Source organism: uncultured Mobiluncus sp. (genome assembly GCF_947254095.1).
Lineage (GTDB): Bacteria > Actinomycetota > Actinomycetes > Actinomycetales > Actinomycetaceae > Mobiluncus.
The window spans coordinates 37,169-62,957 of record NZ_CAMYBV010000005.1; the positions used below are offsets into that span (position 1 = coordinate 37,169).

A 25,789-nucleotide genomic window follows, 5' to 3' on the forward strand; every position below is an offset into this window, starting at 1 on the left:
GGATGCGCTTTCCGTATCGTCCGACGCATTTGACGCCGCAACATCGGCGTCGGTCGCTGGCGTCCAACCCCGGATGGCTCGCGCTCGGAGCTGCGCTGCTGGTGGCAGCCGGAGGAGGTTGGCTAGCTTTTAGCTACACGCCGTTGTGGAACCCCGAACAGTCCGCCCAGATTAGCGCGGCGCGGGACTCGGCATGCCAGCGCAGTGTCACTTTACGCCTCGGGGACAACAGTTTTTTGGCCAAGCCTGACCAAGTTTGTTCGTGGCTGCATCCCGTGCCCCAGCCCACCAAACAGCTCAGCCCCCAACCGCTACCCTCACCGCAGTTCAACGTCGACGCGATTACCCAGTGGGTGCACTCCTGCATCTCTCAAGTCGAGAAACCTGCCACGAACGGCAGCCGACAGGTGGACAGCGCAGGTCACCTAGTGAGTCTGTTGAAAGACCCGGTTGACGGCACGGTCGTGGACCACCCGAACAACCTGGTTTCCCAGATCAAAAAAGCCCTGGACAGCGGCAAGGGCAACGTGGAAGTCACCGCTAAACTGTCCCCCCGCAAAGGCGGTTTCGACGACACCGTCGTGGCGGCTCCGCCACTGCCCTACCAACCCCAGCCCGACGAAAAATGGGTTGACGTCAATCTGACCAATCACACCTTGGCCGCTTACGAGGGCGACAAATTGGTTTTGGGGCCGGTCCCGGTTGTCCATGGGCACCGGCTCGCTCCCACGGCGCAGGGTGTGTTTAAAATCTATTCACGAGTCCCGTTCCAAGACATGACCGGGGTCGGGTTCGACGGGCCGTATTCTGAACCGGCGAACTATATCCAGTATTTTCACAAGGGTTTTGCCCTCCACCCCGCCCCGTGGCGCACCAGTTTCGTCTATACTCCCGATACCGGTTCACACGGTTGCGTCAATATGCGTCCCGACGACGCGAAATGGCTGTGGGATTGGGCTGATACGAACACCACGGTGGTGTCCCACCCCTAGTGGGGCAACTGGCTGATCCGTTAGGCTACGTAGCCGGCAGCCGATTCCGCCAGGTCCCCGCTCAGACCCGCCCGCACGGCTCGCCGCGCGAAAACCACGACCCACGTCACTAGGGCCGCATAGACCACCACGGCCACCGCAATCTTTACGGGGGTCAGTAGCGCAGACGGCGTCAAGAACGCTTCTTCCAAACCCGAAATCCCCAACAGGATAATCAACCCGGCAGCCACCGGCCCGAACTGGCGGCCCGCCCGCGCTAGGGAAACCATACGCGGGTCTTCCCCGGGCACAAACAGCGCCCAGAACAGCCGCAAGGCCGCGGCGCAAGCCAGGACGATGCAAGACAGTTCCAGCAGGCCGTGAGGGGTAATCAACCCAAAGAAAACACTTAAGTCACCGTACTTGGCCATGATGGCCCCGGCCACCCCCACATTGGCGAAGTTCGTCAGCAACAGGTAGACCGGATAGGCTCCGGTAAAGAACATAGCCACCATCAGCACGGCTATCGTCGCGTTGTTCGTCCATACCTGGGCGGCAAAATCCGGGGCCGGATAGTTTGAATAATAGGCTTTGAAAGAATCTTCGGCGTATTGGCGCATCTCTATCTCGGTTTTCTGGGCCAGCAGAATCTCCGGGTGGGTGTAGACCCAAAAACCGGTGAAAACAGCGGTAATCAGCGATAACGCCAGCAGCACCAGGAAAACCGGACCGATTCGATACAGCGCTAGGGGCAGAGTCACGGTAAAGAACCCGCCCACGGACTCCCGAAATGTCCGGCGCGGCCCCCCGATACGCCCTCGTGCCGTGGACACCAAATTCGTCAGATCCAGCACGACATCGGGGTCGGTCGGCACGGACGTGATGGTCGCCAAATCCGCACTAGCACGGTGATACAACCCCATGAGTTCGTCAATCTCTGCCCCGCTCAGACGGCGTTTCCGGTTCAGTTGAGCCAAGCGCGACCAGTCCTCAGTTCGCCCTGCGGTATACGCGTCGATGTCCATGCTGCTAATTTATACTCAATGGAACAATTTAGCGGAACGAAAATCCGGCCCGACGTGGTCATCACCGGCGAAGCCATTGCCTTGCTGGTGCAGCCAGCCTCCCTGTTTTTGCGCATCGTTTCAGCTGCTATTGATGCGGCTGTGTCGATTTTGGGGATGGTTATCACTTACGAGGTGTTGTTCCTGATATTGACTTTGAGCGGCGAGGACGACGGTTTTCTGTATTTTTCCAACCAGGCACAAGTCACTGCGTTCGTCGCGGTGATTACGGCGGTGTGGCTGTTCTTTGTGCCGATGACGGTAGAGACTCTGACCCGCGGAAAGTCGCTGGGACGCTTCATTGTGGGAACACGCATAGTCCGCGACGACGGCGGTCCCATCACTTTGCGCCACGCTTTCGTACGCACCCTGATTGGTCTGGGCGAACTGTGGGCGACGGTAGGAGCCGGAGCCATCATCGCGGCGTGGACGAACCGCAGAGGCAAACGTATCGGGGATATTTTCGCTGGAACCTACGCGGTTTCCGAAGCGTCCGGGGTGACTCGCCGACCGCTGTTGTTGGCTCCGGAGCTGGCAGATTGGGCTGGCGGAGCCAATGTCGGTGAGCTGGACGGGGTCACCACCGTGGCGGCGCGCCGATTCCTGCAAAGCGCTGCCAAGATGGACCCGCTCCACCGCCAGCAGGCGGCCCATACGCTCGCCACCGCCCTTTTGAACAAGGTGTATCCGCCGCCTCCCCCCGAAACTGACCCGGAACGATTTATCGCGGCAGTCCTGGTGTTGCGCCGAGATGCCGAATACCACATGAATAACGCCGTTCAGGCGCGCTTGGAGAAAAAACTCTCCGCGGTGTCCGGTTCCCGATACGGGATTTAGTCGCGCCGAGCTGCGTCAGCTGGTGAGGTGAACATAGATTTGGCTGGACACAGACAGGTCTGGAATCGGTTCCAGGGCGTCAATCCCGTCACCGTCGCCTAGGTTCGTGGTAACCAGCTGGGTTACATACAGGTCGGGAGCCTCAATCAACTGGGGAGTTTCGTCTTTAAGGGGCACGACCACGGTCGTCATCGCGTTGACGACATGGGTGGCTCCGTCAATCCGGTATTCCCGATTTTCGGCGTTAAGGTTCGTCACCAGCAGCTGGCGCTGTGTCGCGGCGGGTCCCATCACCACTCCTCCACCGGTAGAAAGGGCGGGCAGCCACGCCAGGTCTCGCACAAATTTGTCCGAGTCAGTGGGGGAAACCGAGCCTTGCCGATATATCACCGCCCCCGCCGCCACGGGCTCGGTGGCGTTGACGATGACCGCATAGTTGCCCGGTTGTAGGCCGCCCAGCGTGAAGTCAAGCACCGCGCCGGGATCCAGATCGAGGTCTTTGCCTCCCGGCAGTGGGAAACGCCCGTTTTCGTTGACAACTTCGATGGTGGCCCGCGCTGAATCTGCACCGGGGTTCAACAGGCGCACCGCGCCGAGACTTCCGTCCATCGCGACACCGGGAATGACCTGGGTGGTATTGGGCAGGGCCGAGGTGTGTACCAGCGATACACCCCCCGCGGTCAGGCCCAGTAAACTGTGCGTCATCAGCGAGGAGGCCAGACCGGCTCCGTTTGAGGTGACCCTTACCACCAGGCGCTGGGTTCCTCCGACCTGGGATTCCAAGGGGATGGCTTGCAGCTGGCGGGCTGGCACGGTGATCTTTTCCCCCCGGGGGAAATCGAGTTTCCCGGTGTCGCCCCACACTTCTACCTTGGCATCAACCGAGTTAGACGAGGGGTTCATCAGCTGCAGGACACTCGATTCTCCAATCTCGGTCGACCCGCCGACCAACCAAGATTCCAGCTGCGCCGGCTGACAGGACGCACTGGCCAGGCCGCGGTAGTCTCCTGAGGAAACCGATTGTTCAATATCCGCCCCGGCAAGGGCGACTTTGCCGTCCCACGGCTGGGCGGTGAGAAAACCGCTGACCGGTGTGGAAAAACTGCCGTAAAGCATGGCCGATTTCGGGGTGAGGTCCAGGTCGTTCTGGGGATTTTCCGGGGGCGGCGCCACTTCCTCGGTGTCCTCTGTCACCAGGTGTTTTGCCCCGGATTGGTGCGAGTTCGTTTGGTCCGGGTTCGTTTCCTCCGGAGTCGGGGCGGCGGACTGCGGAGCACGGCCCCGCGAACCCAAGGGTTGATACACTGCCTTTTCCGGGACCCGCGCGGTGCGAGCCAGAACGGTGGAGGTCATCGACCCCGCAATTTTGGGCGGCGCCAATGGATTTCCGGAGCCGTCAACTGCCGCTGGGTTTACCGTGGGCGGCACCTGGGGACAAGCCAAGGTAATCTGGCCGGGAGGCACCGGCACGGGCTCGCCGTAGTGAGGCTTCTGGGCAGCTGCCGGCCGGGTCAGACCAACGGCAACCACCAGGCCCGACACGGCCACGACCAGGAGGGTGGCCAGGAACCAGCGCACCGCATCCCAACGGCTGACCGTCGTGTAACGAGAACCAGCCGACGGAATCTTTTCCGGCTCCGTATCCTGGTGCGAATCCGGGCGCGAACCCTGAGCGGTTTGCGGTTTCACAATCTCACCTCCGACACCCGACGCAGCGGTAGGGCTGCAGCCAGGGCAATCAGCAGGGACAGCAACAACACCGCACCCCACAACTGGTAAGGAAGATAGGCATAGGTGATGGACACGGTACCGGGATTGGGGGGCAGCTGGTAGAGCGCATTCCATTGACCAGTTTCCACCGGGTCGATGATTTTGCCGTTGAACCGCACCGTAAAGCTGCTATCAGCTCGTTCACTCAACGCCAGCAGGCGACCCGCCGGTCCGGCCCTGACTTGTGCCTTTCCGCCGCGCACATTGAGAACCTGAGCCCTGACTTCGCCGGTCGGCCAGGAGGGATGTCCCCCTTTCCACTGGGCCGGGGCGACCCGAGCCACGCTGACCGCGGCGGTATCGGCCAAGCGCCACACCGTACCAGCCTCCGTGGTGGTAATCCGTTCCAGCGGCGCAGCCGAATCCAACGTGTTGACCAGGGCGGTGGTCGCGGCGTCCTTGCTGCGCGGCACGATAATGAAGTTCACATCCAACTGGGCGAGTTGTTCACCCAGCTTCGGCGTGGAACCTCCCAGCACCGCTGCCACCGTGGCTTGTAGCGCCGTGTCGGCCGCATCGGGAGTACGCGAACCGGTCACGTTGCGGTAATTTTTCAGTTTCAGGTAGGGGGAAGCCTCAAAAGTCGTGTGCCGCCAGTCCCGCCATAGACCGGCCGTCACCAGGGTGGATTGGTTGGGGGCGCTGGCAACCTCCAGGTTCAGGGCCCGCAGATGACGCGGGGAAGACTGGCCTTGGACGACCGTGGCGGGAAGGCTCACGTCCCGAAACGTTTCCAGCGCGTTAAAACCGGACGCAGCGGGGGCACCAACCTGGTTCACCAGCATCGGAGTGGCCCCCAAGATGGGAATCAACACCGCCGCGGACACCACGGCCCGGATACCGCGGTTGCTCCAGTTGGCTATTTCAACCGGAATCGTCAATTGCAGACGCCCCACCGAGAACAGGGCGGAGGCAATCAACCCTGCGTGAAACACCGCCAATCCCGGCCCGGCCCAGGCACACACAGCGTCGGTCCCCGAGACAGACACCGGGGTGGAACTGGCCAACCACGCCGTCGCCAAGCCTCCCAGCGCGAACAGCAGACTCCAGTGAGCCCCGGTGGAATGACTTGGAATGATTACCCCGGATACTACGGTGAGCAGCAGCAGCCCTAAGGGCAGGAAAGCGAGAATTTGCCAGCCGGGCAGGGCAATGGGCAGGGACGTCGCTGCCACATCAAGCGGCCAAGCGGTGAGCAAATCCCACCAGTTCGGTCTCGGGGTGGGCAGCGGCACCGACAGGCTGGACAGCCACAGCGGCCATTGGGCAGGCGAACCAACTGTGCGCACCACCGTAGGCACTGCCAGCAGCACCGCTGGAGCCAGCACAATCAAGGCGTGAACGGCTTTCAGCCGTAGCCGGGCCGGAATATGGCTGAGTACCGGGTCTGGCGCCTCGGTTTGCGACGCGGCAAAAATGGGGTTAGAGACCCCCTTCAGCATTGCCATCAACACCAGGAATACCACCGGAATGACCATAACCACGGCCGCGCTCACCACTAGGAAACCGGTGAGGGCGGCGATACCGACCTGGATAATCGCGGCGGAATGCACGCTGACCGTGACCGGTTCGATTTCTCCCATCACGACGCGGGACACCGGCATCCCGGCGCCCCGGGCTAGTGAACCGACAAAAAGGGGCACACTCACCGCTAAAACCCACACCGGCAGCTGTCCCAAACCCATACTGACCAGCAGATTAGGACTGAAAGTCCAAGACAGAGCAGCCAAGGTACGCAGCGTGCGGGAATCGGTGAGAACCCCGGCAGCCCACCACGCGCTGAGCCAGGCCAGCGGCAGGGTCGCGAACAGCAAAACCGCCAGCACCACCGACCCTTTTATCCCTACGAAACCCGCGATTTGGCCCAGGCTCGCCACCTCCAGACCCAGAGGGTCCACCGCCCCGACCGCTGAACCGTAGCCCAGGCCGGCGGGAATCCACCCGGAAATCAGGTCAGTCCAAAAGTCTCGGTTGTTAACCGGCAGGTTCGCCAGCGCCCCGCCGGATACCCCGCCGATAGCAAAACGCCAGCCCAGCAGCCCTATCAGGGTCAGGGCAGCAGCGACGATCCACACGAGGGTGCGATCCACAGACTTTTCGGTATAAAAATTGCGCCGCGCTGTCGCGTCCGGGATTTGGGGACGGCGCTGATCTTTAGCGACGCGCCGAGCCGTAGTTTTGGCTTGGCGGATTTGGGAAGATTTCACCTGGAGGGGCCGCAAAGTACGGGGACTCAACTTGCTTTGCCGCACCCGCCGCAGCCGGGATCTCCACGCAGCAAAAGGCCGGAACACCGTCACCAGGGTCGATTTCAGTTCTCCCGCCGCGAGCTTGGGCTCTTTCGTGACGATACGCCAGAAAAACCGCAGCAGGCCGAGCACCAACACAATTAGCGGGAGGAAGATAAACAGCCACCAGGGTGCCGCCACCATCCAGTTGTGCAGCTGGGCGGTACGCCGGGCGGTAAAGGAACGCTTTGAATCGGACTCCAGCTTGCCGTTGGCTTCCAAGTCCCGCCCGGTCGGGTCAAAGCTACGGGCGGAACGAGTGGGACGACCCCCGTCGGGACCGCGGAGCCCGAAGTAGCCCGCCATCTTGTGATAAACCACGGCGCGCGGCGCCACCACGACCCGATACCCAGCTAGGTGTACTCGCCGGGAAAACTCCAGACCATCACCGAAAGGACCCAGGTGCGGGTCAAAACCGTCCAGACGGCAGAACGTCTCCCAGTCCACCAGCATTCCCGCCGTGCCCACGCCCAGCACGTCCTCGCGACCGTCGTATTGTCCCTGGTCAACCTCGCCGGCGTCCATCTCTTGCAAGCGCCGCCCGGATTGAGTGGCACGAATGCCGACCTCTACGATTTGATTGGCTTTGTCCCACAGTCGCTGTTTCGCGCCGACAACTTTGATGGAAGCGCCGGATTCCAGGACTTGCATCTGTTCTGCCAGGCAGGAGGGCGCTGGGGCGGAGTCGTCGTGCAAAATCCATAGGGCGTGGGGTTGGCCCGGGGGCGGCGTGGGGAAATCGGGCTGAGATTTGGCTTGGCGCAATGCTTCGCCCAAGTTGGGGGCTCCCGGAGTTTTCAGGACTTTTGTGCCGGAGCGGTGAGCCACCCCGGAGCTGGACACGTCGATGACGAACACATCGCGTGGGGCCAGAGTTTGCCGGGATACCGCCAAAAGGGTCGCCGCCAGGTAAGGTGTCTCCCCGGAGGTTACGATGAGAGCGGTAACTGCAGTGCGCACAGGGTTAAGGATATTACGTCCCTGTTGGGGTTAGGACGCGCGACGCTTCAAACGACGGCGTTCCCGCTCGGACAAGCCACCCCAAATTCCAAAGCGTTCGTCGTTTTCCAGCGCGTATTGCAGGCACTCAGCCTTGACCTCGCAGCGGGCGCAGACGTTTTTCGCTTCACGGGTCGAACCGCCCTTTTCCGGGAAAAAAGCCTCCGGGTCGGTTTGCGCACACAGTGCCTGAGCCTGCCAGGCCAGCGGTCCATTGAGAATTTCGTCCATCTCTGGGGTTGCATCAGCGAAATCGAGATCGCCTTCACCAAACAGATTCCACAAGGACCCTTCACCTCATTCGCTCTGACAACTTTTGTAAAACTTGGTGCCGCGTCTCAGAGGCGCCAAGAACTGTTACCTATAAGTTACACGCGTGTGATTCAATAGTTCAAGTGGTTTCAGGCGCCGATATTGGCTCAAGTATGCGAAAATCCACCAATTGCACAGCTTGAACGCAAATGTGAGATATGTCACATAGGCTCGACACGCCCGTGGAACGTTTGCCACAAAAGCGGGTTTGGGACTAATTGCTAACTCACCTCAAGGGATGTCGGCCTGGAGGACGACCCCGACCCCTGAGGCATAAACCGGAACCTTATCCGCCCGCACAAACACGACTTCTCCCGGATGCAACACCAAACCAGCAGTCGCTCCATCACGCAAGGTCGGAGTGCCTTCAAGGCAAAGAATCAGCCGTCCGCCGTGACCGGGCAGCGCCAGTTCCCGCCCGTCCAAGCGGGTCACGGAAAACTCGAAATCGTCCACCGGGGCATAGAACACCTGGGTCGACTCCGTAACCCACTCCGGGGCAATGCGCACCGGCGGGGCGGCGACATAATCCAGGCAGTTCAACAGCTCCTGGCAATCCACGTGCTTCTCAGTCAGCCCTGCCCGCAACACATTATCCGAGCTGGCCATGACTTCCACCCCCAGCCCGGACAGATAAGCGTGAATCCCGCCGGGAGGCGTAAACAGCACTTCCCCCGGCCGCAACGTCACCGGGTTCAACATCGCCGCCACTACTGCCCCGGCATCACCCGGATAGGAACGCGCCAAACCCATCACGGTACGGTCCACGCGCACGGACGGCGAGATTCCTGCCTGCAGGCGGTCCGTCATCGCCGCCACCGTGGCCTCGACCTGCGCCGCTTGTGGGGTCGTATGCGGAGACAAAAGCCGGTCCACTACCGTGCGGATGCCCTCAGGAGACGTATTGACTCGCAGCATGGACACGATTTGCATCGCCAACTCGGTGTCCAGGTCAGCGAAGATTTCAATGATGCGCCGGGGCGCCCGAAACCCTGCCAACGCCTCGAACTTCGTAATCGCATAGATGAGTTCGGGTTTATAGTTGGGGTCCTTATACAGCCGCTGTGGGGAATCGAGCGGGATGCCCGCCAGTTCCTCGGCTTTGTAGCGGGCTTCGGCACGCTCCTTGTCCGGGTGGACCTGCAGGGACAGCGGGCGTTTCGGGGCGATGAACTTCATCAGATAAGGCAGGCGCGGCCCAAAGCGCTCCACCACCGAAGCCCCCAGCGTGCCCACGGGGTCGGCCGCAATCCAGTCCTCCAAGGTCAAGGGGTCCTCCTCGGGCTGCCCCGACTCATCGAGCAGGACCGAGGGTGATAAGGGGTGGGCACCAAACCACACTTCTGCCAACGTCTGACCGGGCGTACCGATGCCAAAGCGCTCCTGAATAGCCGTATCCGAGCCCCAGGCGTAGCGTTTCTCAATCCCTCCGATGCGTTCCACGGTGTTTCCCCTTTCACTGGTTTGGGATTAATTTTAGGGAGGTTTTCGCCGTTCATAAGTCATTTCGGGAGGCTTTTGGTTATCTGCCGGCACTGTCGCTGCTGTGACGCAGCGCCAATGGGTTTTTTCACTGGCCGTGAGCGGCATACTGGGCTTCGGTGCCAGATTTCGCGGGCCGCCACCAATCCTCATGCGCCCGGTACCATTCAATCGTCTGAGCCAACCCGGCCTCAAAGTCAGTGTGACGCGGAGTCCACCCGGTCTCTTCCATCAGCTTCGTCGGGTCAACCCCATACCGTCGGTCGTGTCCGGGACGATCCGCCACCAAATCGAAGTCTTCTTCGGGCAGTCCCATCAGACGGTTCAAAGTTCGTGCGATTTCCAGGTTGCTCTTTTCACAACGTGCCCCAATTAGGTAGATCTCACCCAGCCGGCCGTGCTCGATAACCGCAAACAGGGCAGCGTCGTGGTCCTCAACATGAATCCAGTCCCGCACATTTCGACCGTCACCGTAAAGTCGTGGACGAATCCCGTCGATTCGGTTCGTGATGGTGCGCGCAATGAACATTTCCGCATGCTGAAACGAGCCATAATTATTGCAACAATTAGAAATTGCCGCCGCTACCCCGAAGGAACGCACCCAAGAACGCACCAACAAATCCGACCCTGCTTTTGTCGCTGTATAGGGACTCGAAGGCCGGTAGGGGGAATCCGCTGTAAAAAGAGCGGCATCACCCAGTTTTTTGTCTCCATAAACTTCATCGGTCGAGACGTGGTGCAGCCGCACCTCATAGCGGCGGCAGGCTTCCAAAACGTGAAAGGTCCCCACCAAGTTGGAATAGGTAAATAGCGCGGGATTTGCTAGGGAGTTATCGTTGTGTGATTCGGCAGAAAGTGCACCACAAAATCAGATTTTTTGACCAGTTCATCGACAACTTCACGGTTTTCCAGTTCCTCACGGTAGAGAGTCACTCCCGGCAATCAGGCTATGGAATCAAGGTTGGCGGCATAGCTAATCTTGTCCAGCACATCCACACTCACGCCGGGAAGTTCACGCACGAAGGTACGCACAAAGTTCGCGCCGATAAACCCGGCTCCCCCGGTCACCAAAATGTGCATCTGGCGCGCCTCACACCGCAAACCCGCTGGCCGCCATGGTTTCGGCGTAGACCTCGTCGTATTCCGCGGCGATGGCGGACGGCGAGTAGCGATCCCCCACCGTTTCGGCGACTTCGCGGGCCTCCATCTCGGCGGTAGCGGCCTGCAGTTCCTGACAAGCCTGGGCCCAAAACTTTGAATTCTTTTCCGTCACGATGCGCACGACCCGCTCGGTATCGGCGCCAATCCACTGCAAATCGCGGGCACCTTCACCCAGCACCAGGGGACGACCCGCCAGCAGAGCCTGGAGAGCCGGCACGTAAAAGTTTTCCTCCTTGGTGGGACCGATGAACAAATCCGCAGCATTGAGGGCTTCCACGGCCCCGACCTCGTTGGCGGAGACAAAACGCACGTATTCCTCCAGTTTCAGGTCTTTAATCTTTTCCTGACTCCGAATCTTCGCGACCCCTTCACCGACCCAGGTCAGGGTGGCGTCCACCCCGGCAGCACGCAGCGTTTTCACCGTGCGAATCGCCACTTCCGGCTGATGTTTCGCGTTGACCGCACCGACCGAAACCAGGCGCAACTGACCCGCCTCGCGCGGGCGAGGGGCGAACTCGCTATCAGCGGAAACCGCGCTTTGCGTTCCCTCTAGCTGCGGAACCGCAGGGTACAGCGGGGAGGGCACTATGTAGGGCACGGCGGCGGTATAGGACGAGAAACGCCGGGAGGCAATGTCCTCGAGCATTTTCACCGCCGGGGAGGTGAGGCCGTCGGGACGCAGCAGGATTTCCTCCACCGGCAAGACTTCCTGAGGCCAGTCCATCGGGCTGGTCAGTTGCCACGGCTCGGTGTGCACCCAAGCACAAGCCAGCTGTTCATCCTCGCGTTCCGGCAGCCCAAACGGAATTAGGGAACGCTGATTCATCGTGTGAATAATGTCAAAACCGGGAGCTAGGGCGTACACAATCTGAGCGGCACGTTCGAAATCCTCCGGAGCGCGCATCGCGTTGGGAAAACCCCGCACATCCACGTTAGCGTCCACGTAGTGATTTTCCTCACTGCCAGCCGCTTCGGAACGCAAATGCACCACCGTCACCTGGTGATTCATCCCGATAGCCTGAGCATTCATACGCACGAACACACCGGTATGGGGAGATTCAATCGTGGGATATTCAGTAGTAACAATGGCAACCTTCATACTGTCCATTATGTCTCAATAGTGCGGTTGGGTTGCCGATTCTGGTCTACTGACTGGTATTGACTGCACAAGGGCGGGTGTTGCGAAGCCGCTCAGCGCACGTGTCCGGGGCAGGTGTCGTAGTTGACGCGGTACAGGCGCTGACCGGTGAACTCGTAGTCCCCCGTGTCCACCCTGTTTTCCGCGATTTTTTGAAGCATGTGCTGGGGCGGGCGAAACTTTACATTCGGTTCTTTCCACATCCAGATGTAGGTGCCGTATCGCGAGCCGGCCGCAGAAGTGTCGTTGTCCGAGTAATAGTGCGTCACCCCTTGTGCTTTCAGATAGTCACAAGTTTCGGCGGAAATCTGGCCGTCATAGAGGTCTTTCGTGGCCTCTAGGGCTCGCCCGGTGGGGTAGTTCATGGCGGGACGTGCCACATGAACCCCACCCAAAATCCACCAAAACGGGGTGCCAATCTGCGGAGCGCCCCAGATGACGGCATCGGGAGGCAAAGTCGGGGCCACCCGCTCGATGAACGCCTGTTCGGAAGCGGTGACCATCGTGCCGCGGACGATAACCGCCGGATCATAGGAACCGTCAATCACCGTGAGGCGTCCCCCCACGGTGCCTCCGCACCCGCTGACCAACACCACCGCAGCTAGTGCCCACGAAAACCGCCGGTAAGCTCGCGGGCGCGACACCCCACGAGGCCAGGCGGCGAGACGTTCCAGGCCGCGCGACAGGGCTAGTGACCCCAAAGGATAGGCACACATCAACACCAGCGGGGCAATCCGACCGGACTGCAGATACCACGGTGCCGTGAGAAAGTATCCCGGCCACACCGGCCCGGCCGCCAGCAGGAAAAACGCCGTGCTCATGACCAGCCCGCCGACCAGCCACAACAGTCGGCGCTGGCGCACCAGCCACACACTGGCCACCACCGCTGCCACGGTATAAATCGCGCCCCCCAACCCAAAACCCGTAAAGAACGGGCCTTTCGGGTAATCCACCAGCAGCCGCCAGGTCATGTCCCAAGTGTGGTTATGCGGGTTGGCGAATTTTGACATGGAAACCAGACGGGGTAACACCACCAGCCAAAACCCGATCCCCAGCACCGCCGCAACCATCAGCGGCACCAGCAGCTTTACCGCCCGAGACACGTGCCAGCCCCGCCACCAGCGCCACCCCAGCACCAGCACCGGCACGAACATCAGCAGCACCAGATTGAACACCGCCGCCGGGTGAGTGCAGCCCAGACCGGCCAGTCCCACCAGCCAACCCAGGCTCATCCACGGGGCGAGCTGGGAGGACAGCAGGCTGTGGCGGAGGTCTCCGCGGACTTTTTGCCCGAAGCGCCGTGCCACGCGACCGGGAGACGGCACGTCACCGGGTGTTTCAAGGGAGGTCCCGGCAGTCTCGTGGCGGGGATATTTCACCGGAGCGGGGCGCAGACGATAGATGGCGACGGCGAAAATCACCATGCCCGGGGTCGCTATGAGCGAGAAGGTGTAGGGCGGGGTGGCCAGGTTCGCCACGTAGTTGGCGGTGAAGGTGGAGCTGGTGGCCGCACCCAAGGCGGTCAAAGCCGCGACGGTGCGGCTCGCGTCACCCGCGCCTTTCCACGCGGTCAGGGCCAGCAGGGCGAACAGTCCCAAGAGGGCGGGCCACAGCACCAGTACGGCCGTCATGGCTCCCGCGTAAGACTGCAGCGGGGAGCCGGGCAGCAGTGCCACCAAGTTATGAAAGATATTGGGGTAATAGGCCCCGACCCCCTCGTTCATGGGAGCCAACGTGACCCAGGGGCTGGCGGAAGCGAACTCGCGCGTATAGCGAATCCCCGACAGGTGAAACACCACGTCCCAGGTTTGGGGCACCCGTGTCGCCATACGGGTCGCTACCAGGTAAGGCAACGCTGACAGCGCCGCGCAGCCGGCGAAAACTGCCCACAGCCCACCAGGAACACCGGTTGAGGGAACTCGGGGCCACACCGCTCGTGACCCCGAACGCAGGGTCCACAGCCGTCCCACCACGAAAGGCAGACAGATGAGCACCAGCAGCGGCAACGCCAGCCACGCCCGCCACGGCAGCTGCAGCCCGATAGCAATCCAAGTCGCCCCGACCCACACTCCCAAGCTCACCGCCGGAGCGGCCACGACGCGCAAGGCCCCGTGAATCCCTAAACCCCACAGCACCGTCAGCCCCGGCACCAGCAGGTAGACCAGAGCTACCAGCGTCGCACAGGTCAGTAACAGGGAGTCAATCAACGTCAACGGTTCCTTTCTAAGGGCGGTTTAATTCTAGCCGAGAGCAATGCCCGGAGCCTTGCCACGATTCTGGAAAGGTTCGGTGGGGCGATTATTATGGAAGGGCGAAAGGAAGGCTTATTGTTGCGAAAACGGTACAGGTAGTCGGGTTGGGGTACATCGGGCTGCCGACAGCGGTGGCTTTGGCGGGAGCCGATATCGCCATCAAGGGCGTGGACGTGGATCCCGCCCACGTGGAGTCCGTCAACGCAGGGAAAGTACCGTTTTTGGAGCCGGGTTTGGATGAAGCACTGCAAAAAGTTCACGCTCAGGGCTTGATTTCGGCTTCCACCCAGGCCAGTGCAGCTGAGGCTTACATTGTTTCGGTGCCCACCCCGAAATCCCGGGACAACCTGCTGCGGGAAAATGTCGATTCCCGCCTGATTGTGGTCACCGGTAACACTGCCATCGATGCTCTGCACTACGTGGTCGACACTGACCAAGCTGGTGAGGGATTGTCCCCCGAATTTGGCGCCGCTCTAACGCGTCCCGGGCTGAAAGTACTGGTCACCGCGCACCGACGGGAGTCTTGGGAACAGCCGCTACGCGAGATGGCTCGCGCTCTCGCCCAGTCCGCCACCAATCATCCGGAAGGGCAATTCCTGCTGCCCGCCCACGCCAACCCCGCTGTGCGCGAAGTGCTGACCGACATCTTGGGCACCGTCCCCAACGTGACCATTGGCGACCCTCAACCTTACGCCGCGTTCTGCGGTCTGTTGAAGGGCTGCGACCTGGTACTGACCGATTCCGGAAGGATTCAAGAGGAGGCCCCGGCGCTGGGCAAACCGGTTCTGGTGATGCGCGACACGACCGAACGTCCCGAAGCTATCGCCGCGGGAACCGCCCGCCTAGTGGGAACCACTTATGAGTCCGTCCACTCCGCCCTGGAGGGAATGCTGAATTCTCAGGAGGAACGCGAGGTGATGTCTCACGCCGTGAACCCTTACGGTGACGGACAGGCCGCGGCTCACGTGGTGGCGGCTCTGGAACAGCTGCTGGGGGTTGGAACGCGCTTCCCGGATTTCGAAGCCTGAGAGTCCAAAGGTAGAATATCCCTGTGTCTAAATTGAAGATGCTGATTGTGTCCTATTCCCGGCTAATCAGCGATGCGCGGATTTTGAAACAGATTAACCTGTTCAAAGACACTTACGAGCTGACCACCTGCGGTTATGGGCCGGCCCCGGAGGGCGTGGCTCAGCATTACGAAATCCCCGGTGAAGGCACGTACTGGCAGCGCAACCGGCTAGCCACCATCTTGCACCTGTACACTTGGGCGTATTGGTCCTCGCCTGCCTCCGCGTGGTGCCGGCGCAACCTGCCACAGGGATATTTCGACGTGACTTTCGCGGACGACATCGATTCCATCGGGGTCGGGCTGTGGACGAAACCGAAACTTGGTGTTCATGCTGACCTGCACGAATACTCTCCCCGAGAAAAAGAGAACGTACCTCGCTGGCGGATTTTCGTAAAACCCTACATGGAATGGCAGGTGCGTCATTTCGTGAAGCGGGCCGACTCGTGTTCCACCGTGTCCACATTTATTGCCTCCGAGTACGAAAAGAATTTCGGCATTTCCCCGACACTGGTCGTCAATGCCACCCCTTTCCATGACTTGCACCCTACCGATACCCCTGAAAACGGTCCGATTCGTATGGTTCATGCCGGAACCTGCCGACCGGATCGCTTTGCTGAAATCATGATTGACGCGGTAGCCGATTTGGACGGCAGATATACCTTGGATATGTATCTGGTCAACAACGGCTCCGATTACTTTACGCAGTTAAGTGAGAAATGCCGCGACATTCCCAATGTAAATCTGCATCCCGGTGTATCCTACGATAACCTCATCGACACGTTGCACCGCTATGACCTCGGTTTTCACAACCTTCCTCCGGTGAACTTCAACAGTCGTTACGCTTTGCCGAACAAGTTTTTTGACTTCGTACAAGCCAGAATTGGTATGGTCATCGGCCCCTCGCCGGAGATGGTCTCTCGCCTCGAGAAATACCAGCTGGGCCGGGTCGCCGCTGATTTCACCAAGGAAACTCTGCGGGAGGCACTGGATAGAACTACTCCCGCAGAAGTTGCGACCTGGAAACTAAACGCTCACCGCCACGCCCGCGAACTTTCCAGTGAAAATGTGGTGCAACCGTGGAAAGACGCAGTTGAGACTATAACGGCTAAAAGCAAGGAGTGAATACCCAGCTTGCGTTCCGCTAAGCGCATATTTGAAGGGGAAACACCATGAATTTTCACAGAACTATCATTCGTCTAAACCAGCGCTTTCATATCATGGGACGATTGGCTTTTCTGGCAAGAATCTTGGGGCGTATAGTTCCAGGGAACGCCGGTATGCTACTGCGATTAAATGCATATATATCCTCAATGTACCTAAAGGGCAGACTTCCCGTAGACAAAGTTACGAGCCTCGTTGAGCTCAGTCTCGGGCGGGCTGATTCATTATGGAAAAAGGGTAATACAGTCGATACAGCGCGTTTCTTAAGCGCAGCGTTGCAACTCTACTATCACTCAAGTCAGGTAGGGGGGATTGGGTCTCCGCTTCTAGCTAACACACACTATTCAGATATCTTGCGAAAAAGCACAGCTTACTGTGAAATTTTCCAATCCAACGAAGGCTCTCGAGCTATCAAAAACAGCGAAAAATTGGGTGCAGACAAGAAACTTAGCATTCTGGCTCTGTCTAGAACCGAAAACGATTTTTATTTTAGCCTGCCGCAATTTGCATTTCTTGAAAAGCAAGGGCATCGCATTACTAAATTTGCTCTGGAAGACTTACCTGATTCTGAGCGCCTGTTAAGTGTTAAGATGGCCGTGGACCGCGGTATTAAGCTGCATGAAGGTGAAAAAATTTTGCCACCTGCACCGCTACGACCTCTAATCGCACAGGCCGACATTATTTGGATTGAATGGGGCAATGAAGTTGCTGTCTTAGTGTCCCAGTGGGAACTTAATAAACCCGTAAAAGTGCACATTCACCAATATGAATCGAAGAGCAACTGGCTGCACTTGCTTAATATTCCAGGTATAGACCATATTTGCTACTCTGCTCCGTCTGCGTTGAGTATATCCTTGGCTCAACGTCCAGAAATCAGTGATGTCCCCCACTCTTACATCCCACTCGGTATTGAGGTAAACCGGTTCACCACTAATAAACTCCAAACTGCTCGATACACCGTTGCTCAAATCGGATGGAGGGCCGAAGTCAAAGATACCAGTTGGACTATTGAAGTGATGCGCCGGGTTCACGAACACGACCCCAAATGGAGACTTTTGATTGTTGGTCCGAAACCAAATCCGAGCTCGGTGTGGGCCCGGAAGATTTATGAACAAATTGCTCAATACGATTGGATTGAAATAACAGGAAACTGGGACAAAGTCGAAAACTATCTGCCGGAAGTTGGTTACATAATTTCTGCATCGGTCCAGGAAGGACTGCACATGGCGGTTGCAGAAGCAGCGTGTGCCGGGTGCGTTCCTGTGGTACGTAACTGGCCTGAACTTCTACATTATGGAGCAGCATCAGCCGTATATCCCCATGAATGGATTGTAAACAGTCCAGAGGAAGCGACTCGGAGAATTCTTGAGCTTACCACCCCGGATGAAAAATACCGCCGTTGGGTAGAAGATAACTTTAATGCAACCACAACCAACCACGAGAAAGAACAGCTTCTACTATCTCTGGTAGGAGCAGCCCATCGACCGGTTGAACAGGAATAATAAATATTATGCCTACTAATTTTAACGTGGCAAAATGGTGGAAAAAATTCACCACCCAACACCAGGTGCTTTCAAATATCAGCATCCTGGCTACCGGAACTGCCGCTACTCAAGCTTTAGTATTGATTGTTTCAATATTTACCGCTCGTATTTTCTCTCCTGCGGTATTCGGTGAGTTTGCCTTGTTTTCTGCCATAGTCGGAGTGTTCGTGGTCATTGCTACTCTCAGGTATGACCTGGCTGTAGTGCTGCCTGATACTGACAAAGACGCTCGTCAGCTGATTAGACTATCTACGCGAACCAATTTCATAGTCTCGATTGCCGCTACTGCCCTGGCGTTCGCTCTGCGCCCGATAGTCCTACAAATTTGGGGCTCACAAATTCTAGCAACCTGGATCCCGCTGATTGGTGTCGCTATTTTTTGCTCAGCCCAAGTATCGATTTGGCAGTATTGGTATAACCGAAAACGACAATACACAGTTATTGCCCTCAATCGTTTCGAATCGGGTGCGGGCACATCTTTCGGTCAACTTGGATTGGGACTAGCTGGACTCACTTCACTGTTAGGTCTGATAGCGGGCAACCTCATAGGATTGCTGTGGGCACTGTTCAATTTAGGGCGCCAATCCAGGGAAACTCGAATTCCCCCGACCGAGGACACGGCATCGATTTGGGAAATGGCCAACCGCTACAAAAAGATGCCCTTGCTGAACCTTCCTAATGCTCTGATAGACGCAGTGCGCACAAACGGAATCCAAATGTTGATAGGAGCCATTGCCTTAGACTCTCTGGGTCAGTTTAACTTGGCCTGGAGAATTCTTCAGGCTCCGATTGCTCTTTTGAACGGTGCTATTGCCCAAGTTTTTTTGGAACGTATGGCTCGTGTGAAACGTGGTGAACTTACCGGGCTGGTTCGCGCCGTGATGAAGCGAGCCACGCTTTTCGGTATTCCTCCTTTCGTTTTACTGTGGATACTGTCCCCTTGGCTGGTGCCTCTGGTTTTTGGCCCCAACTGGGCCCAAGCCGGATTAATCGCCCGCGCCATCGTTCCGTGGCTCGCTATAAACCTCATTGCTTCCCCGCTTTCCGGAGTTTTCGTAGTCACCGGACGTCAACTCTGGATTTTGTTGCACACCATCATCTTTACCGCCGTGCCGCTACTTTGGTTAGCTTTATCACCACTAGATTTCATGATGACTCTGCATTTTCTGAGCCTCATGATGGCCTTCATGCTCCTAGTGCTTATCTTTATCGCTGATTTAGCCGCCCGAGCCTACGACAAAGCAGAAGCCGCCGAAACCGGAAAACCAACTGACCAGACTTTTGATGATGAAATAGGCAACGCCGGAACCAACAAACCTGAACAGGACGAAATCAATGAGGATTGATACCACGGTCATAATTCCCTGCCACGACCCCAACCGTCCGATTCGACGCGCGGTCGCTTCAGCGCTACGTTCCAGCGGAGTAAATGTGCTGGTGATAGCTCATAATACGGATTCAGAAGGGATGCGCACCGCCTTGGGTCCACTGGCCTCCCGGGTGCGTCTGGAGCCGTTTACGGATGGTATTCCCTCCCCGGCGGGACCATTCAATCACGGGTTAACCATCACAAACACCCGCTTCGTGTCAATCATGGGTTCCGACGATGTTCTGGAAACGGGGGCAGTCGATTACTGGCGCGTACTGGCGAAACGTTGGGACGCTGATATGGTGTTGACGCGATTGCGCCGCGGAAAAGCCCGCCGTCCGATTCACGCCCCCGCGGTTCGCCCTTGGCTCTACGGAGTGGCGGACTTTGCCAAAGATCGGCTCTATTATCGTTCCGCCCCGTTGGGGTTAATGCGCCGCGAACGCCTGGAGGAACTGGGACTCCGCATGACTCCTGACTTTCCGGTGGGTGAAGATATTGCTTTTTCGATGCGACTCTATTCTTCGTCTACAGTGGTGGTGCAGCGTCGCGGACCCGGCTACCTGGTCGGCGAAGACGCCAAAACGCGGGTCACCACTACGTCTCGACCGGTAGATGTGGAACTGCAACACATCACTGATTTGCTATCTCGGTCTTGGGTGGCAGATTGGAGCGCAGAAATGCGCGCCGGGGTGGCGATCAAGACTCTGCGGATTCACGTTTTTGGACTGTTACTAAACCGAGAGATGGATTTCTGGACACCCGCCCAACGCCTCTCTCTGGCAGCGGTTGCCCAATCATTGTGCGATTTTGCCCCCGGTTGTGAGCAGGCTTTCTCACGAGCCGACACAGCTTTGTTGCAGGCCATCCTAAACCCACAATCCCCCAATGACCAGCTGCTCCAGTTAGCTCATGCTCGGAGTCGGTTCTTTGCGCCCGCAGCCCTCATTCCGGCGTATGCACAAGGCTGGTGGCATCGGGAGGGACCACTCCGTTTTGACGTGGCCAGCTTCCTGGTGCGCTAAACCGACTAGAGCATTGCGCTCTCCGCAGTTCAGGTGAAACTCAAATCTGATAGAGAAGTTTGTCTTTCTTCGTGACTTCGCTGTGCACAGACTCAACAGCTTCAGGTTCTAGGGTGGGAACGTTCTCATGAGAAATCAGTTTGTGGAACGGTCGCTCATCATTTTCACCTTCGAAATGCAGAACCTCGGTTAGTTTCTCCCCGGGTCGCAGTCCCGTAATTTCAATTTCTATGTCCTTACCGCTCATCTCAATCATGCGTTTAGCAACATCGATAATTTTTACCGGCTTACCCATGTCAAGGACCAGCACTTCCCCAGTTCTTCCAATAGCTCCCGCCTGCATAACTAGGGAACAGGCTTCCTGAATTGTCATGAAAAAGCGTTCCACATCCGGGTGAGTGATTGTGATTGGACCCCCTCTTTCAATCTGAGAGGTAAAAGTCCATAGCACAGAGCCTCGAGAACCCAGCACGTTGCCAAAACGCACCGACACGTACCGCCACCCTTTATTCGCATTTTTCTGAGAATAGTAAGCTACGATACGTTCCGCAGTACGTTTCGTTCTTCCCAATACAGTAGTGGGTTCGGCGGCTTTATCGGTAGAAATATTCACTAGGTTCGCTACACCGAATTCAGTGCAGAGCTCAACCACATTCCGGGTTCCCAAAACATTTGTTTTCCAACCCTCCTCTGGGTACTGTTCTAGCATTGGAAGATGCTTTAGTGCTGCTGCATGGAAAACTACTTGCGGGTGATGCTGATCAAAGATGGACCGAAGCGCCTCGCGGTCTCTAATGTCGCATAGAGCAAAATTCGGTGTGTCCAGCATTCCAGAGCCATAAAGTTCCAAATCCATGGCGTGCAGGGCAGATTCGTCTCGGTCTAGGAGTACGAGTTCCGCAGGACTCAATGCCTTTACTTGGCGGCACAATTCACTACCAATAGAGCCCCCAGCCCCAGTAACGAGAACACGACGGCCGGTAATATATTTAGTCACTTCTTCAAAGTCAATCTGGATTTGGCGACGACCCAGCATATCTCCAACATTTAGTTGACGGATGTTATGCAAGTCAATTTCACCCTGCATCTTTTCGTCGATGATACGTCCCACCAAAGGGACTGTCAGTAACTTAATCCCTGCCTTCGAGGCAGCCATAGAATAAGCCTGATAGGTTTCGTCGCTTGCATTCGGAATCGCCATGATAGCGGTTCTCACATCGAGGTGCCGGGCTGCGGCAACAAACTTAGTGCGGTTCCCTAAGACCTTTATCCCACGAATACGGAGGTTTTTTTTATAAACGGAATCATCGATAAAACCCACTACTTGGTAGGGGGCGGAGGTGTCGGTTTCGAGCTGATGGAGAAGTTGTTCACCATTGCGACCGGCACCAATTAACAGTACGCGTTCCGCTCCGGGACGCCCCCGGTGTTTTCTTTCCTGCAAAATCCGCCAAAAAGCCCGCGCTGTACACATAATGAAGAGCGCGATGAACGGGGCCACGACGGAAATCTGTGGAGGGACCAGAGTCCTACAGGACAGGAGCACCAGGATTACACCAAATGCTGCGGATACGTAAGTGAGTAGCGCCAGCGAGACAACGTCCTCGAAAGAAGCTAACCAATAGCGGTTCTGGTAGCGCTTGATGACTAGGCCGACAACAATTTGAAAACAAACCGTTGAAATACCGAAGGAAAGTATGCTTTGAAGTTTGAGCGAATCAAGCTCAGTTCCGAACACCAGAAATGTGCTTAGGGAAATAGAAACGACCCAAGAGACTGCGTCTGTAATGATGACGGTGGCACGACGCGCCCATGTAAGGTTCAAAACTACCTCCGCATACTTAGCATTCCAACCCTGAGTTCAGACCGGGATTAACTCTACACCTTGGAACCCAACAGCTCGAATCCTCAATTTGGTAATTGTGGAGCTCAAGCCTAAAATACTATCTTTCACTGAGCATCTGCAATATTTCCTCTTTGTGATGCGGGAACATCAACAGCCCGGAATACAGCAGATTCAACCACCCGTGGGCAATCACAGGCTCCCATTCACGCCCCCGCGGTTCGCCCCTGGCTCTACGGGGTGGCAGATCCGGTACGCGATCGCTTGTTTTACCGAAACGCCCCGCTGGGTTTAATACGTCTGTCTCGATTGCGTGAGCTGGGGCTTCACATGACCGAGGGACTTCCGGTTGGCTCAGACATCGCCTTTTCAGCGCGGCTTTATACCCCTTCAAGGGTGGTTGTGCAAAGACGCGGTCCGGGCTATCTGGTGGGGGAAGATGCTGATTGTCGGTGGCAGTTGAAAATGGTGCGTTTTTGGCTGTTGAATTTTGAGCAGTTTTATTTTACTGGGTTTGGTTGGTCGTGGTTGCGTAGTCGGTAGGATTCTCCGCTGGTTTGCAGGACTTGGGCGTGGTGGACTACGCGGTCGATTATTGCTGTGGCTATGGTTGTGGAGCCTGGGATTTCTCCCCATTGGCTGAATGGTAGGTTGGAAGTGATTATGAGCGAGCCTTGTTCGTAGCGGTCCGAGATGAGTTGGAAGAACAGGTTCGCGGCGTCCGCATCGATTGGGAGGTATCCGAACTCGTCAATGATGAGAAGGGGGTATTTTTCAAGCGTTTTAATGCTTGGGCTAGCTGTGCGTGGTTATGCGCGGTTTGCAGGGTTTCTATCCAGCCTTGAGCGGTGTTGAACAAAACGTTAGTGTTTGAGCTTGTCAAGTTGTTTGTGTAAGTGGGGGTTTATAGGTGGGGTTCCATGCGGTCGGGGAATGCGGCTGCTAGTTGGGTTAGGGCTTGTTTCCAGTTTGTGGTCATTTGCCCTTCCATTAGGTATCCTTTAGCTTTCCGGTTTTCGCCTCGTTTTCGTCCTTTCTCTTTCTCGCGCTCTCGGGCGCGTTTTTCCTCGATATTGATAATGGCTAGCCATAAGAGTTTGACTGCGGCTTCCTCGTTGGGGAAATGGCCCCGGTTCTTCGAGATCTTGCGTAGCTGGTAGTTGAACGACTCGATCGCGTTAGTGGTGTAAATAACCCGGCGGACCATGGGCGCCAGGTCCAAGAACGGGATAAACCTCTCCCAGGCCCGCTGCCAGGTAGTGACCGTGGGCGGGTATTTACGGCCCAAATCCGACTCAGCGAAGGCTTCCAGGGCCTCTAAGGCGGCTTCCTCGCTGGGCGCGGTGTAGATGGACCGCAGACCCCTGGCCACGACCTTGCGGTCCTTGTAAGCCACGAACCGCATTGAGGCCCGGATCAGGTGAACCACACAGGTTTGAATAATAGCGTTCGGCCAGGTCGCCTCCACGGCCTCAGGAAAGCCGGATAGCCCGTCGGTGGCAACGACCAGGACATCACGTACCCCGCGGTTGGCAAGGTTAGCGCACACACCAGCCCAAAACGCGGCTCCTTCTTCGGGCTGGACCCAGGTCCCTAGCACGTGCTTGATCCCGTCCATATCCACACCCAGGGCGATATGGACGGCCTTGTTGACGACTTTGCCGCCGTCTTTGATTTTCACGCTGATAGCATCCAGATACATCACCGGGTAGAACGCGTCCAAAGGCCGGTCTTGCCACACCCTAACCTCATCTAGGACCTGGTCAGTAATATTCGAGATCGTCTCGTGAGAAATCTGAGTGTCGAAAGTGGCCTCCAGGTGATGACCAATTTCCCTGACCGTCATGCCACCGGCATACAAAGAGATAATCATGTCATCAAGACCCCCAGTACGACGCATCCCTTTAGGAACCAGACGCGGAGCGAACACGCCGTTACGATCCCGGGGCACGCCCAAGGATACCAAGCCAGCCTCGGTAATCAGAGTCTTGGGGCTGGTAGCATTGCGGGAGTTACCAGACCCCCGCCCAGCGGCCTCGTTCTTCTCATAACCCAAATGGGAAGACAGCTCGGCCTGCAAGGCCCGTTCCAGAACTGCTTTAATCATGGACGGGATGAACCCGCCCTCACCAGTAAGTTGTAACTCGCCAGAGTCAATGGAGTCAAAGCCCCTGTCCAAGGCCCCCGAAACTACCAGCTCCTGAGTGTAATCCTTCCGCTCACTCCTATCAGCCATAACCTCAAGGCTACCGGGAACAAAACCATCCGTTATGCTCACAACACAATCCCTTTCTACGTGTCACTTACACAAACAATTTGACACCCTCTCCTTTGCAGGTAACGCTAACAGTGTTCAGGTCGGCCCTGACCTGGACGAGAGCGGCTATGCATTCCGGGCTCACGGAATAATGGTTCCCGTCCAGGGAAACGTAATAATCCCGTCTTAGCCGGACTTCTTTGAACCAGCCACACTCTGGTTTCACGGGTGGTAACGACGCGAAATGAGCCAGTTCCTCTTGATACATTTCAGCAGGTATAGCATGTAACGTGGCATGCGTACGACCGTTAGCTTTCACTATCCAATCATCGAGCTGCGCCTGTAAATCCTGCGGGGAAAGAAAATGCCGTCCTGGCATGAATGATGTTTCTGCGTACCTATTAAACCGCTCGATAATCCCTTTGGATTCTGGGTCTCTGGGCGGGAGCTGTTTGAGCGTGGCTCCAAGTACTCCCATGAACCCGCTAACCCCTGCAGCGAGATGATTACCACGCCCGATACCAGACTCGTTATCCCAAATGAATCGGCGTGGTACACCTCCAAAACGCTGCACTCCTTCCCACATACCCTGTAACAGGTCAGCAGTTGTACGTGTAGGTATCACCACGCATACCGTGTAACGTGAATACGCGCAGGCCATCACTAAAACCGGAACTAGACATTCCTGTCCGTCGTCCAACGGCACTTTGTACGGAGGGAACCACAAATCACACTGGATAGCGTCCCCGATATCCCATTCCAGCCGGTCTGCCGGATCAATAGGTAAGAACTCAGGACGTATCAAAGCAACATGATGACGTAACAACCTCCCAGACCACGGCCAGCCAATCCGTTCCGCGATAACCGTTGCCGGCATACGCGGTGTTTCCTGGAGCAACGAGCGGACTCTGGTCTCGTAAGCATCAAAACACGAACCCCTCCCAGACCGTTGATAACGCGGCGGTGAATCCGCCCCAACAGCACGCGCCACCGTGTTACGCGCCAACCCCAAATCCCTAGCAATCTGCGCTTTCGGAACACCCGACCGCGCCAAAGACTGAATAACTTCCCAATCATGCAACGAAATCACACTCCTGATCTGACAGAAGTGCTCGATTTTCAAATGCCAAAACTGCTCAAATTTCAGATGCCACTAACACTGATAATCGGGTTACAGAAATACCCCGGCTGATAGACGAACAGCTGCAGCACATCACAGATCTTTTGAATCGAAATTTCATATCTGG

At 57.2% G+C, this 25,789-nt stretch carries 18 protein-coding genes and 1 pseudogene; 7 read left to right on the forward strand and 12 right to left on the reverse strand.

Translation table 11 applies throughout. The features are described from left to right. Positions 1 to 2 precede the first annotated feature (2 nt). A complete protein-coding gene (locus Q0X47_RS02645; protein WP_297722572.1) occupies positions 3 to 992 on the forward strand; it encodes a L,D-transpeptidase in 990 nt (329 codons plus the stop codon). A gap of 20 nt (positions 993 to 1,012) precedes the next feature. Here the strand turns inward: Q0X47_RS02645 and Q0X47_RS02650 are convergent, their stop codons facing one another. Continuing rightward, entirely contained in the window at positions 1,013 to 1,996 is a 984-nt protein-coding gene (locus Q0X47_RS02650; RefSeq protein ID WP_296180413.1) for a stage II sporulation protein M, read from the reverse strand. Positions 1,997 to 2,014: 18 nt separating this feature from the next. Here Q0X47_RS02650 and Q0X47_RS02655 point away from each other — a divergent pair, with 18 nt between their 5' ends. Further along, a complete protein-coding gene (locus tag Q0X47_RS02655; RefSeq protein WP_297722576.1) occupies positions 2,015 to 2,872 on the forward strand; it encodes an RDD family protein in 858 nt (285 codons plus the stop codon). A gap of 15 nt (positions 2,873 to 2,887) precedes the next feature. Here Q0X47_RS02655 and Q0X47_RS02660 read toward each other — a convergent pair whose 3' ends face one another. The 7 genes and pseudogenes from Q0X47_RS02660 to Q0X47_RS02690 all read right to left on the reverse strand — a co-directional run bounded on the left by Q0X47_RS02660 (position 2,888) and on the right by Q0X47_RS02690 (position 14,235). Continuing rightward, positions 2,888 to 4,561: a DUF5719 family protein gene (locus Q0X47_RS02660; RefSeq protein WP_297722579.1), complete on the reverse strand. Its 1,674-nt coding sequence runs from the start codon at positions 4,559 to 4,561 to the stop codon at positions 2,888 to 2,890. Next, complete coding sequence (locus Q0X47_RS02665) at positions 4,558 to 7,890, reverse strand: glycosyltransferase family 2 protein (RefSeq protein ID WP_297722582.1); 3,333 nt, start codon at positions 7,888 to 7,890, stop codon at positions 4,558 to 4,560. The genes Q0X47_RS02660 and Q0X47_RS02665 overlap by 4 nt, the downstream gene beginning before the upstream one ends. A 30-nt stretch (positions 7,891 to 7,920) precedes the next feature. Then, the gene (locus tag Q0X47_RS02670) at positions 7,921 to 8,214 is read right to left on the reverse strand and encodes a WhiB family transcriptional regulator (RefSeq protein ID WP_297722585.1); all 294 of its coding nucleotides are present in this window, start codon (positions 8,212 to 8,214) and stop codon (positions 7,921 to 7,923) included. A 258-nt stretch (positions 8,215 to 8,472) separates the two neighbouring features. Further along, on the reverse strand, positions 8,473 to 9,684 hold the full coding sequence (gene manA, locus Q0X47_RS02675) for a mannose-6-phosphate isomerase, class I (RefSeq protein ID WP_297722588.1): 1,212 nt from the start codon (positions 9,682 to 9,684) through the stop codon (positions 8,473 to 8,475). 127 nt (positions 9,685 to 9,811) lie between these two features. Further along, positions 9,812 to 10,803, reverse strand: a pseudogene (rfbB, locus tag Q0X47_RS02680) (dTDP-glucose 4,6-dehydratase). 10 nt (positions 10,804 to 10,813) lie between these two features. Beyond that, positions 10,814 to 11,983, reverse strand: a complete 1,170-nt coding sequence (locus tag Q0X47_RS02685) for a glycosyltransferase family 4 protein (RefSeq protein WP_297722591.1) — start codon at positions 11,981 to 11,983, stop codon at positions 10,814 to 10,816. Positions 11,984 to 12,075: 92 nt separating this feature from the next. Further along, entirely contained in the window at positions 12,076 to 14,235 is a 2,160-nt protein-coding gene (locus Q0X47_RS02690) for a DUF6541 family protein (RefSeq protein ID WP_297722594.1), read from the reverse strand. A 113-nt stretch (positions 14,236 to 14,348) separates the two neighbouring features. Between Q0X47_RS02690 and wecB the strand changes: the two genes are divergently transcribed. From wecB to Q0X47_RS02715, 5 genes are read left to right on the forward strand one after another with little or no spacing between them, the layout of a single operon-like run. Next, positions 14,349 to 15,302, forward strand: coding sequence for a non-hydrolyzing UDP-N-acetylglucosamine 2-epimerase (wecB, locus tag Q0X47_RS02695; protein WP_297722737.1), 954 nt, complete (start codon positions 14,349 to 14,351; stop codon positions 15,300 to 15,302). A 38-nt stretch (positions 15,303 to 15,340) separates the two neighbouring features. After that, positions 15,341 to 16,465: a hypothetical protein gene (locus tag Q0X47_RS02700; protein WP_297722739.1), complete on the forward strand. Its 1,125-nt coding sequence runs from the start codon at positions 15,341 to 15,343 to the stop codon at positions 16,463 to 16,465. A 47-nt stretch (positions 16,466 to 16,512) separates the two neighbouring features. Then, positions 16,513 to 18,006, forward strand: coding sequence for a glycosyltransferase (locus Q0X47_RS02705; protein WP_297722597.1), 1,494 nt, complete (start codon positions 16,513 to 16,515; stop codon positions 18,004 to 18,006). Positions 18,007 to 18,014: 8 nt separating this feature from the next. Next, positions 18,015 to 19,394 (forward strand): lipopolysaccharide biosynthesis protein, encoded by a 1,380-nt coding sequence (locus tag Q0X47_RS02710; protein WP_297722600.1) that lies wholly within the window; start codon positions 18,015 to 18,017, stop codon positions 19,392 to 19,394. Continuing rightward, positions 19,384 to 20,442 (forward strand): glycosyl transferase, encoded by a 1,059-nt coding sequence (locus tag Q0X47_RS02715; protein WP_297722603.1) that lies wholly within the window; start codon positions 19,384 to 19,386, stop codon positions 20,440 to 20,442. Before Q0X47_RS02710 ends, Q0X47_RS02715 begins: the two co-directional genes overlap by 11 nt. Before the next feature lie 40 nt (positions 20,443 to 20,482). Here the strand turns inward: Q0X47_RS02715 and Q0X47_RS02720 are convergent, their stop codons facing one another. The 4 genes from Q0X47_RS02720 to istA form a co-directional block, all read right to left on the reverse strand. Continuing rightward, positions 20,483 to 22,267, reverse strand: coding sequence for a nucleoside-diphosphate sugar epimerase/dehydratase (locus tag Q0X47_RS02720; protein ID WP_297722608.1), 1,785 nt, complete (start codon positions 22,265 to 22,267; stop codon positions 20,483 to 20,485). A 518-nt stretch (positions 22,268 to 22,785) separates the two neighbouring features. Continuing rightward, positions 22,786 to 23,073: an ATP-binding protein gene (locus tag Q0X47_RS02725; RefSeq protein WP_367178278.1), complete on the reverse strand. Its 288-nt coding sequence runs from the start codon at positions 23,071 to 23,073 to the stop codon at positions 22,786 to 22,788. Between the two features lie 116 nt (positions 23,074 to 23,189). Next, entirely contained in the window at positions 23,190 to 24,521 is a 1,332-nt protein-coding gene (locus tag Q0X47_RS02730) for an IS256 family transposase (protein WP_297722611.1), read from the reverse strand. 67 nt (positions 24,522 to 24,588) lie between these two features. Next, positions 24,589 to 25,632 carry an IS21 family transposase gene (istA, locus tag Q0X47_RS02735; RefSeq protein WP_297722614.1) on the reverse strand — a complete coding sequence of 348 codons (1,044 nt, stop codon included), beginning with the start codon at positions 25,630 to 25,632 and terminating at the stop codon, positions 24,589 to 24,591. Positions 25,633 to 25,789: the final 157 nt, after the last annotated feature.

What these genes read in the sequence shown, in the direction of transcription:
- Q0X47_RS02685 (WP_297722591.1), bottom strand. Translation starts at nt 11,983, where the DNA reads ATGAAGGTTGCCATTGTTACTACTGAATATCCCACGATTGAATCTCCC.
- Q0X47_RS02715 (WP_297722603.1), top strand. Translation starts at nt 19,384, where the DNA reads ATGAGGATTGATACCACGGTCATAATTCCCTGCCACGACCCCAACCGT.
- Q0X47_RS02705 (WP_297722597.1), top strand. Translation starts at nt 16,513, where the DNA reads ATGAATTTTCACAGAACTATCATTCGTCTAAACCAGCGCTTTCATATC.
- Q0X47_RS02730 (WP_297722611.1), bottom strand. Translation starts at nt 24,521, where the DNA reads ATGGCTGATAGGAGTGAGCGGAAGGATTACACTCAGGAGCTGGTAGTT.
- Q0X47_RS02700 (WP_297722739.1), top strand. Translation starts at nt 15,341, where the DNA reads ATGCTGATTGTGTCCTATTCCCGGCTAATCAGCGATGCGCGGATTTTG.
- Q0X47_RS02650 (WP_296180413.1), bottom strand. Translation starts at nt 1,996, where the DNA reads ATGGACATCGACGCGTATACCGCAGGGCGAACTGAGGACTGGTCGCGC.
- Q0X47_RS02710 (WP_297722600.1), top strand. Translation starts at nt 18,015, where the DNA reads ATGCCTACTAATTTTAACGTGGCAAAATGGTGGAAAAAATTCACCACC.
- Q0X47_RS02655 (WP_297722576.1), top strand. Translation starts at nt 2,015, where the DNA reads ATGGAACAATTTAGCGGAACGAAAATCCGGCCCGACGTGGTCATCACC.
- Q0X47_RS02645 (WP_297722572.1), top strand. Translation starts at nt 3, where the DNA reads ATGCGCTTTCCGTATCGTCCGACGCATTTGACGCCGCAACATCGGCGT.